Below are 9,219 nucleotides of genomic sequence, written 5' to 3' on the forward strand. Positions count from 1 at the left end.
AAATTGTAACTATATGAAACCGGAAGAAAAAAAAGCCTTTGTCCGGGACAAGTTTGCTGCTATCAGCGGTAAATACGACCTGCTGAACTCTCTGCTCTCCATGCAGGTTGACCGCTACTGGCGCTGGAAGACGACCAGGCTGCTGCGGGAGTTTCCCCGGGGGCCGGTGCTCGATCTCTGCGCCGGCACCCTGCCGCTGTCCCTGGAACTCACCAGACAGGCCCGGGAACGCAGGGTCCTGGCGGTGGATTTTTGCGAGGATATGCTCCGCCAGGGGGTACAGTCACTGCCCGAAGATGATCGACGCGGGAGAATCTCGCCCGTCTGCGGTGATGGTGAAGAGATCCCGGCCCCGGACAATACTTTCTGGGGCTGCACCGTGGCCTTCGGGGTCCGTAACCTGTCCCGAACCCAGCAGGGTCTGGGTGAGATGTACAGAATCCTGCGTCCCACCGGCAAGTTGTTGATCCTGGAGTTTTCCAGGCCCACCAACGTATTGGTCAAACCTCTGTATAATTTTTATCTCAACAAGGTGCTGCCCGCTGTGGCCGGTATGGTATCCGGCGACAAGGAGGCCTACGAGTACCTGGCCAAGTCCATCGCCGCTTTCTATGAACCCGAGGAACTGCTCTCCATGATGCGTCGGGCCGGATTTTCCAAAGTGGACCGTATTCCGCTGACGTTTGGCATCGTTTCCATCTATATCGGGGTCAAGTAGGGCAGGGCCGGGAACAGGGTATGACAGGAACAGACGACATGAGATTGATTCTATCCATCACCGGAGCCACCGGCATGCTCTACGTGGTTGAGTTTACCCGTCTTCTCGGGGAGCTGGGAGTGGAGGTGCACGGGGTGGTCTCGGAGGCCGGCCGCAAGGTGCTCGAGCTGGAGCAGGGCATGGCGCCGGAAGAGCTGGCCGGGGTTGACCGCTGGTATTCGATCAAGGATTTCACCGCTCCCATGGCTTCCGGTTCCAGTCCCTACCAGGCCATGGTGATCCTGCCGTGTACTGCCGGCACCCTGGGAGCCATTGCCTGCGGATATTCGGGTAACCTCATCCATCGGGCTGCAGACGTCACTCTGAAGGAGCGACGACCGCTGTTGCTCTGTTTCAGGGAAACCCCGCTGAACCGCACCCATATCCGCAACATGCTGACACTCCATGATGCCGGGGCGACCATCTGCCCTCTCATGCCCTCGTTCTACCAGAAGCCGGATGACTTCCAGGCCATGGCCCACCATTTCTGCGGCCGGCTCTGCGATCAACTTGGCATCGCCGTTCCCGGCCTGGCGCGCTGGGAGGGTACGGGCTGAAAACCTGATTTTTGCTCGTTACGTTTTTCAACCGGTTGCCAGGCGGTCCTGCCGTGAGCAGGAGAACACCATGTTGGTCGAATCATGAATTCAAACTGTCAGGCGTTGTTCCATGTTCGAAAAAATAAAAATACTCCTTGAGATGATCAAGTTCAAGCATACGGTGTTCGCCATGCCGTTTGCCCTGATCGGGGCCTTTCTGGCAGCGGACGGTGTGCCGCGGTTTCGGATCTTTTTCTGGGTTGTTGTGGCCATGGTTGGGGCCCGTACCTGCGCCATGACCTTCAACCGGATCGTTGATCGTCGTTTTGACGCCGCCAATCCCAGGACCGCTGCCCGGGCCCTTCCTGCCGGCGAGGTGACCCTGGTTCAGTCCTGGACCATGATGCTTGGCTCCGGAGCACTCTTCTTCTTTGCCTGTCACATGCTCAATCCCACGGCGCTCAAGATCGCGCCCTTTGCCCTGGCCCTGACCCTGATCTATTCCCTGACCAAGCGTTTTACCTGGCTTTGTCACGTGGTGCTGGGCCTGGCGCTGGCCTTTTCTCCCCTGGGCGGCTGGGTGGCGGTGCGGGCCACCCTGGAGGGGTATCCCTGGGTTCTGTCCCTCGGGGTGTTGTTCTGGGTCGCCGGGTTTGATACCATCTATGCCTGTCTGGATGCCGAATTCGACCGCAAGGCCGGGCTTTATTCCATGCCGGCTTTTTTTGGCCGCAGGCGGGCCTTCAGGCTGGCGGTACTTTTTCATGTTCTGGCTTTTATCCTGTTTACACTCACCGGCTACCTGATGGGGTTGGGCCTGATCTATTACGTCGGTATCGTCCTCACAGGCGGGGCGCTTTTTTATCAGCATATCGTGGTCAACCCCAGAGATCTTTCGAGGATCCAGGTTTCTTTCTTTTCAATGAACGGGTTCATTGCCCTGACCCTGTTCGCCGCCACCTGGCTTTCCCTTGCGCTTGGCAATTGAACCATACCTGATGCTGCTGCTCCTGTGGGGGCTGCTGCTGCCGGACGTTGGTCGGGCCGAAGGCGGGGCACTTCCCATCCTGCCGGACATCGCGGCCATTGTCTTTTCCGGCCAGGAATCCATGCACTACGAGATTTCCTGGAGTGGAGGAATCAAGATCGGCGATCTCTATCTTTTTGCGGAGTCCGATAAACGGCAAAAGGACTGTTTTGTCATCCGGGCCAAAGTGAGCGATTACGGTCTGTTCCGGCTTTTTTACCCCGTGGATGACAGCTTTGTTACCCTGGTCTGCGGGGCGCAGAAACTCCCTGAGCGCTACGAGGTTCACCAGAAAGAGGGCCGCGGCCGGGAGACCAGGCGGTTGACCATCTATGAGCAAAAAAAGGGACGGGTTCTCTATCGCCGCGATGATGAAAAGATGCAGGAATTTCTGGTCAACGAGCCGGTCTACAACGAGTTCGCCGCCTTCGTCATCACCCGGACCCTGGCTTTTCGTCCCGGAACCAGAGTGGTGGTCCCCACCTTTGCCGATAAAAAGATCAACCAGGTGGAGGTGGTTCTGGAGGGCCGCGAGCAGCGCCGGACTATTTTCGGGCCCAGGAAGACCCTCAGATTTCTGCCCCGGCTCACCTTCAAGGGGCTCTATGACAAGGAAGGGGATACGGAGATATGGCTCACCGACGATGTCTGCCGGATTCCGGTTTTTATCCGTTCCCGGATCCGGATCGGATCTCTGAGTGCCAGACTGGTGGAATACTCCAATCCCGCCTGCCCCAAAGCCCGGGTCGTTACACAGTCACTCCTGGTCGAGGGAGATTGACCTTCATCCTTACGGCCCACCGTCGGCTGCGGGCAGGGGACACAAAAGAGGCAGGAAAAAGAAAAAATGGCCGCTACCGGAAACCGGCAGCGGCCATTGTATCTGCTGCAGTCGGTATCTCAGACCCCGTTAACCTGCCTTGACTTCGATCTTGCGGGGCTGAGCCGGCGCGGTTTTGGGCAGGACGACCTTCAGAAGGCCGTCGGACATGGAGGCTTCTATTTTATCCTGATCAATGGTTTCCGCCACGGTGAAACGGCGGAGGTAGTGGCCGGTCTCGTACTCCTGCAGCAGAATACGAACATTGCCCATGTTTTCAGGCTCTTTGGTTCCCTTGATGGTCAGGACATCGTCTTCCAGCGAGATGTCGATCCCGTCTTTCGGAACTCCCGGCATCTCGGCGATAACAGTGACATCTTTGTCGGTCTCATAAATATCGACCGCCGGGACAAAGTATTTTTCCGGCTTGGTCGTCTCACCGGCGTGTTGCACTTCCTGCTTCTGCTGGATAGTCAGTTCATGCTCTCCCATGGTATTCCTCCTGTATACCAGAAAATCACCCGGGAACCTGCCGGCTCCAGGCTGTTTTCTTCCTTTCCGTACTACGTCACCTCATGAAAGCGGATCAAGTACCGTTTCCTTATTCAGTGACCACGCTGATCTTTCTTGGCCGAACTTCAGGCGCCTTGCTGAGCGTCACGGTGAGAATACCGTTTTTCAGCGTCGCGGAAATGGAATCCGGGTCAATCTTGGTCGGCAGGGTGATGGCCCGGCTGAAACTGCCGGTGGCGATTTCACGCCGGTGGTAGGAGATCTTCTCCTCTTCCGGCCGCAGATCCCGTTTACCCTGCAGGGTCAGTGTATCTCCTTCCAGGGAGATATCGATATCGTCGGCCTTGAATCCGGGCAGCTCGGCCTTGATGATAAGGTGTTCCTCATCTTCAAAGATATTGAGCGGCGGATACACCGTGGGGTTTATGGGGCGATTGATGGCGCTGCTTAAAAAACTGCGGGAAATTTCATCAAGGCCCTGACGGATACGCTCAAACTCCGCCCAGGGGTTCCTGAACTGCGGTTGATCTGCAAAACGTATCAGTGCCATGATTCTTCCTCCTTTCAGTGGTTGTAATCCAGTGGGCATGCGAGGTTCTTTTGTGGGTTTACCTCTCTGATATTCCACCCTTTTTCGCCTGAAACGATAATCCGCAAATAGAGGTTGTCAAGGGGAGGGAAACGTTTTTTGACTGTTCGCAGACTTCAGGATCCTGTATAATAGTTCCCGATCCGCGTAAACAGTCCTGAAACCACTCTGTGATGGTGACAGGATATTTTTATCTGAAAATCGCCTCGGAGCTTAGTCTTGCCAGGGTGATCTTCATGGTTAGGTGTGGCTGGACAGTTCTGAAATATGGTCCAGCCATTCTGGTTCATCAGGAATACAAGGGGCATATTATGGCTGACGCCGTTATTACCACTGATTTTTCAGATCTGAATCTGCTGCACCGGGGTAAGGTGCGGGACATGTATGAAATTCCCGGTCACGGGGACAAACTTCTCATGGTCGCCACTGACCGCATTTCCGCCTATGACGTGGTCATGGACGACCCGATTCCGGGCAAGGGCCGGGTGCTGACCCAGCTCTCCCTGTTCTGGTTCGATCTCCTGGGAGATATCGTCGATAATCATCTGATTTCCGCCGAGGTCGACGAGTATCCCGAGATCTGCCATCAGTATCGGGACCAGCTGGAAGGTCGGTCCATGCTGGTGCGCCGGACAAAGGTCCTGCCCATTGAATGCATTGTCCGCGGCTATCTGTCGGGCTCTTTCTGGAAAGCCTACCAGAAGGACACCACGGTCTGTGGCTTCAAACTGCCCGAAGGTATGCGGGAGTCCGACAAATTTGAGAGGCCTCTTTTCACTCCTTCCACAAAGGCCGAGCAGGGACTGCATGATGAAAATATCTCCACCCGGCAGATGGAGGAGGTCATCGGCCCGGAACTGGCGCATAAAGTCACGGATATCAGTATCCGGCTCTATGAAAAGGCTGCTGATTATGCCCGTTCAAAAGGTATTATCATCGCAGACACAAAGTTTGAGATGGGACAGGACGAGAACGGCAACCTGATTCTCATCGACGAAGTGCTCACACCGGATTCATCGCGGTTCTGGCCTGCGGATCAGTACGAACCGGGTAAGGGGCAGCCAAGTTTTGATAAGCAGTTTCTGCGTGATTATCTTTCCTCGCTTGACTGGAACAAACAGCCTCCGCCTCCGCCCCTGCCCCGGGAAATCCTGGACAAGACCAGGGCCCGCTACGAGGAAGCCCTGGCCCGCATTACCGGCTGATTAACAGGACCAATGCGGTTACCGACAACACTGCGGTTTCATGGGGCTGAAGGATGGAAAACAGGAGCTGCAGAAGCTGTGGTGCGAATGCGCTGACTCCATGAAAATTTTACTCGTTGAAGATGATGACCGCACTGCGGACTTTATCGTGACAGGTCTTGCGGCCGAGGGCTTTACTGTCCGTCATGCCGCAGACGGGTCCACGGGGTTGGATCTGGGCAGGGAGGAGCAATTTGACGCTGCTGTCATTGACATCATGCTGCCCGGTCTCGACGGGCTCAGCGTGGTGGAACGGCTGCGTGCTGCCGGTTCGACCACGCCTGTACTTTTTTTGAGTGCCCGTAAAACTGTGGAAGACCGGCTAAAGGGGTTCAAGGCCGGCGGGGATGATTATCTGGTCAAACCGTTTTCCTTTGCCGAACTCGTCGCCCGTCTTCATGCTCTTTTACGCCGCAGCAGACCGGCGCAGGAGACAAACCTGCTGGCAGTGGCTGATCTTGAGGTAGACCTCCTGGCCCACAAGGTACGCCGGGCAGGTCGTGAAATTAATCTGCAACAGCGCGAATTCGCTCTCCTTGCGTATCTCCTTCGTAATCGGGGCAGGGTCGTTTCCAAGATGATGATTCTTGAACATGTCTGGGGGTATGATTTTGATCCGCAAACCAATGTGGTTGAGGCCTGTGTCTGCCGCCTTCGTGATAAGATCGATCAGGATGCGGCCCACCGGCTGATTCGCACAGTTCGGGGAGTGGGCTATGTCCTTGATGAAACCAGGCCGTAGTCCGTCAGTGGCGCAATACCTCCGGTTCCCTGTCTTCTTTTCTTCTGCCGCCGGTTAGCATGTTCCACACGGTTACCCAGCGTTTTACCCTCTGGTACACCCTGCTTTTCGGGGTGTTGTCCCTGGCAGCCTTTCTCCTTGTCTACACTCAGATAGCCAACAGTTTGAGAGACCGGACCGATGCGCGTCTCCATGCCAAGATTCGTGAATTTGCCCAGACCAGAAAAGACAGGGGCCTGGCGGGTCTGCAGGAAGAGTTTGCCCTGGAGGCCGAGGCCACGGGCAGGGAAAGGGTCTTTTACCGCCTGCTGGATCCGGACGGTAATCAGGTGGCGGCCTCCGACCTCACTGGCTGGCAGGGTCTGGATACCTTTGTTCCGGTTGTCCCTGAAACAGGAGAAGAACTCAAACGGCTGCAGCTGCCGGGCCGTCAGTTTTCGGTGAAAATCATCACTGCCCGCCTCGACGATGGCTTCCTGCTCCAGACAGGCCTTGCCCTGGATGATAATGATCGGGTTCTGGAAACCTGCCGGGAGACCTTTTCCACTGCCTTCCTGCTCATCCTTGGTGCCGGCGGTATTGGCGCCTGGCTCATCGCGCGAAAAGCCATGGGCGGGGTGCGCCAGGTGACCGAGGCCGCTGCCCGTATTGCGCGGGGCGATCTCGATCAGCCCATCCAGAGCGGTAACAGGGGCGAGGAGATCGAGGCCCTGGCCACGATGTTCAACACCATGCAGGATCAAGTCGCCTCTCTCATCAGTGAGCTGAGAATGGTCATTAATAATGTGGCCCATGACCTGCGTCTGCCCATTACCCGCATACGGGGCGTGGCTGAGACTACCCTGACCAGGGATTCGGATATGGTTGCCTACCAGGACATGGCGGTCACCGTTATTGAAGAAAGTGACCGGCTTGTGGGCCAGATCAACACCATCCTCGAACTGGCCGAGATAGATGCCGGGGTGACCGAACTTCCCATGGATGATATCGACCTTGCTCAAGTTATCGTTCTTGCAGCGGATCTGTACCGGCCGGCAGCAGAGGAAAATGGTATCCAGCTCATCCTGCATGCGCCTTCAGACACCATTACGGTTTCCGGCAACCTGCACGCTCTGCAACGATTGCTGGCAAACCTGCTCGATAATGCCATTAAATTTTCCCCTGCCGGCGGAAAGATTACAATTTCTCTCACAACAGAGGCCGGTAAAGCCCTGTTGTCTGTCGCTGACAGCGGTCCAGGTATCAGCAGTGGGGATCTTGAGAGGATCTTTGACCGTTTTTATCGTGCAGACACCAGCCGTTCCACCCCGGGCAACGGTCTTGGCCTGGCCCTGGTCAAAACGATAGTCAAGGCCCATCATGGTACAATAACCGTCAAGAGTCGGGCCGGTGCTGGCAGCTGTTTTGTGGTAACGCTGCCACGAAATAACTGAAAAATTTGCGATAACCATTTTCAAAACCGGCTCTGAATGTACGTTTGACCTGCCCGTTTCCTTGCCACTGCAGTGGTCCCGGCTGCCCCTCCCGTGCACGAACCGAGCGGGACCAGCTAGCCCAAGTTTAACACCTGGGTGGAAAAAAATAGTGTTTTTTGGGCCTGTCGCAACTTAACTTGCTGAATTACCGAAATTCTTGTTTCGGGATACCTTGTGTAGTGCCATAAAAAGAAGATATGCCATTACGCAGTGTGTGAAAATCGGGTATCCTGGCTGTATGTTTATTCGACGTACTCGCACAGGATCCTCGCCAGCTGGAGAACCATATTTCACCTATCGACTGGTCCGTTCTCAACGGCAGGGGACCAGGGTACGGCAGGTTACCCTGCTCAACCTTGGCCGTTGTTTCGATATTGACAGGGAACATTGGTCTGGGCTGTGTTCCCGCGTTGAAGAAATCCTGGCCGGCCAGGAAAAGCTGTTTTCCGGAACACTTCCGGAAGAGGTTGAGCAGGAGGCCAGGAGGATAGCGGCCCGGCTTGTTGCCAGCATGGAGGATGTTGCTTTTGCTGCCGGTGAAAAAGGTCCTGCTGTCGACATGCAGGAGGAGGTTGACATCGACAGCCTGGAAATGAGCCGGCCCCGTTCGGTGGGCGTGGAACATACCGCGCTGTGGGCCATGGAACAGGTCGATTTCCCCGGACTGTTGCAGAAGGCTGGATTGACCGGTCCACAGCGGGCAGCAGCCATTGGCTTGATTATCGGTCGGATGGCAGCCCCGGGTTCTGAGCTCGCTACCCACCGTTGGCTGCGAGAGAGAAGTGGCCTTGGTGAGTTGCTGGAGGTGGATTACGAGACCATGAGCCTCATGCAGCTGTATCGGGCCTCTGATCTTCTGGTGCACCATAGAGCGTTGCTGGAAGAGCAACTCTTTGCCCGGGTTCAAGATCTTTTTGGTCTGTCCTGCACCGTGACCCTCTATGATCTGACCAACACCTACTTTGAAGGCAATGCGTCTGCCAATCTCAAGGCCAGACGCGGGCACTCCAAAGAAAAAAGAAGCGACCGTCCCCTGGTGACCCTGGGGCTGGTTCTTGATGGCAGCGGTTTTGTCCGGCGGTCGAGTGTCTTTGCCGGTAATGTCGGGGAAGCCGGCACGCTGGAGGAAATGCTTCGTGACCTTGGCGCTCCCGCGGGGAGCCTGGTGGTGATGGATCGAGGGGTTGCCACGGAGGAAAATATCACCTGGTTGAAAACCAATGGCTACCGCTACCTGGTGGTCAGCCGAAAACGACATAGAGAGTTTGACCACGATGAAGCCATTGCCATTGAGACCTCTTCCCTGGAAAAGGTCCATGGCCAGAAGCTGTTCTCTAAGGATGGCCAGGAAGTGCGGCTGTACTGCTATTCCGAGCGTCGGGCCGCAAAAGAGCAGGGGATAACGCAACGTTTTGCCGATCGTTTCGAGGCGGGACTCAAGAAGATTGCCGATGGCCTGACCCGGCCCCGCACCATGAAAAATATCGACAAGATTCAGGAACGTATTGGTCGG

10 protein-coding genes are annotated in these 9,219 nt (G+C 55.9%); 8 read left to right on the plus strand and 2 right to left on the minus strand.

Translation table 11 applies throughout. From position 1 onward, the window contains the following. Nucleotides 1-13: 13 nt before the first annotated feature. The 4 genes from ACXJJY_RS04535 to ACXJJY_RS04550 all read left to right on the plus strand — a co-directional run bounded on the left by ACXJJY_RS04535 (nucleotide 14) and on the right by ACXJJY_RS04550 (nucleotide 3,104). Nucleotides 14-718: a ubiquinone/menaquinone biosynthesis methyltransferase gene (locus ACXJJY_RS04535; protein ID WP_456385518.1), complete on the plus strand. Its 705-nt coding sequence runs from the start codon at nucleotides 14-16 to the stop codon at nucleotides 716-718. Between the two features lie 38 nt (nucleotides 719-756). Beyond that, entirely contained in the window at nucleotides 757-1,314 is a 558-nt protein-coding gene (locus ACXJJY_RS04540; protein WP_456385519.1) for a UbiX family flavin prenyltransferase, read from the plus strand. Nucleotides 1,315-1,426: 112 nt separating this feature from the next. Next, the gene (locus ACXJJY_RS04545) at nucleotides 1,427-2,284 is read left to right on the plus strand and encodes a UbiA-like polyprenyltransferase (RefSeq protein ID WP_456385520.1); all 858 of its coding nucleotides are present in this window, start codon (nucleotides 1,427-1,429) and stop codon (nucleotides 2,282-2,284) included. Beyond that, nucleotides 2,274-3,104 (plus strand): DUF3108 domain-containing protein, encoded by an 831-nt coding sequence (locus ACXJJY_RS04550; protein ID WP_456385521.1) that lies wholly within the window; start codon nucleotides 2,274-2,276, stop codon nucleotides 3,102-3,104. The genes ACXJJY_RS04545 and ACXJJY_RS04550 overlap by 11 nt, the downstream gene beginning before the upstream one ends. A gap of 129 nt (nucleotides 3,105-3,233) precedes the next feature. Here the strand turns inward: ACXJJY_RS04550 and ACXJJY_RS04555 are convergent, their stop codons facing one another. Together ACXJJY_RS04555 and ACXJJY_RS04560 are read right to left on the minus strand one after the other, a co-directional pair. Next, nucleotides 3,234-3,635, minus strand: coding sequence for an Hsp20/alpha crystallin family protein (locus ACXJJY_RS04555; protein WP_456385522.1), 402 nt, complete (start codon nucleotides 3,633-3,635; stop codon nucleotides 3,234-3,236). Between the two features lie 109 nt (nucleotides 3,636-3,744). Next, a complete protein-coding gene (locus ACXJJY_RS04560; RefSeq protein ID WP_456385523.1) occupies nucleotides 3,745-4,206 on the minus strand; it encodes an Hsp20/alpha crystallin family protein in 462 nt (153 codons plus the stop codon). A 350-nt stretch (nucleotides 4,207-4,556) separates the two neighbouring features. Here ACXJJY_RS04560 and ACXJJY_RS04565 point away from each other — a divergent pair, with 350 nt between their 5' ends. The 4 genes from ACXJJY_RS04565 to ACXJJY_RS04580 form a co-directional block, all read left to right on the plus strand. Further along, complete coding sequence (locus ACXJJY_RS04565) at nucleotides 4,557-5,450, plus strand: phosphoribosylaminoimidazolesuccinocarboxamide synthase (RefSeq protein ID WP_456385524.1); 894 nt, start codon at nucleotides 4,557-4,559, stop codon at nucleotides 5,448-5,450. A gap of 100 nt (nucleotides 5,451-5,550) precedes the next feature. After that, nucleotides 5,551-6,231 (plus strand): response regulator transcription factor, encoded by a 681-nt coding sequence (locus ACXJJY_RS04570; RefSeq protein ID WP_456385528.1) that lies wholly within the window; start codon nucleotides 5,551-5,553, stop codon nucleotides 6,229-6,231. A gap of 59 nt (nucleotides 6,232-6,290) precedes the next feature. Next, nucleotides 6,291-7,664: a sensor histidine kinase gene (locus tag ACXJJY_RS04575; RefSeq protein WP_456385525.1), complete on the plus strand. Its 1,374-nt coding sequence runs from the start codon at nucleotides 6,291-6,293 to the stop codon at nucleotides 7,662-7,664. 280 nt (nucleotides 7,665-7,944) lie between these two features. Continuing rightward, the coding region (locus tag ACXJJY_RS04580; protein ID WP_456385526.1) for an IS1634 family transposase at nucleotides 7,945-9,219 on the plus strand (1,275 nt) is incomplete at its 3' end.

The sequence above is a fragment of the Desulfolithobacter sp. genome (assembly GCF_054025815.1).

Excerpts from the sequence above, each read along its gene's own strand:
- ACXJJY_RS04560 (WP_456385523.1), bottom strand. The coding sequence starts at position 4,206 with ATGGCACTGATACGTTTTGCAGATCAACCGCAGTTCAGGAACCCCTGG.
- ACXJJY_RS04545 (WP_456385520.1), top strand. The coding sequence starts at position 1,427 with ATGTTCGAAAAAATAAAAATACTCCTTGAGATGATCAAGTTCAAGCAT.
- ACXJJY_RS04535 (WP_456385518.1), top strand. The coding sequence starts at position 14 with ATGAAACCGGAAGAAAAAAAAGCCTTTGTCCGGGACAAGTTTGCTGCT.
- ACXJJY_RS04570 (WP_456385528.1), top strand. The coding sequence starts at position 5,551 with ATGAAAATTTTACTCGTTGAAGATGATGACCGCACTGCGGACTTTATC.
- ACXJJY_RS04575 (WP_456385525.1), top strand. The coding sequence starts at position 6,291 with ATGTTCCACACGGTTACCCAGCGTTTTACCCTCTGGTACACCCTGCTT.
- ACXJJY_RS04555 (WP_456385522.1), bottom strand. The coding sequence starts at position 3,635 with ATGGGAGAGCATGAACTGACTATCCAGCAGAAGCAGGAAGTGCAACAC.
- ACXJJY_RS04565 (WP_456385524.1), top strand. The coding sequence starts at position 4,557 with ATGGCTGACGCCGTTATTACCACTGATTTTTCAGATCTGAATCTGCTG.
- ACXJJY_RS04540 (WP_456385519.1), top strand. The coding sequence starts at position 757 with ATGAGATTGATTCTATCCATCACCGGAGCCACCGGCATGCTCTACGTG.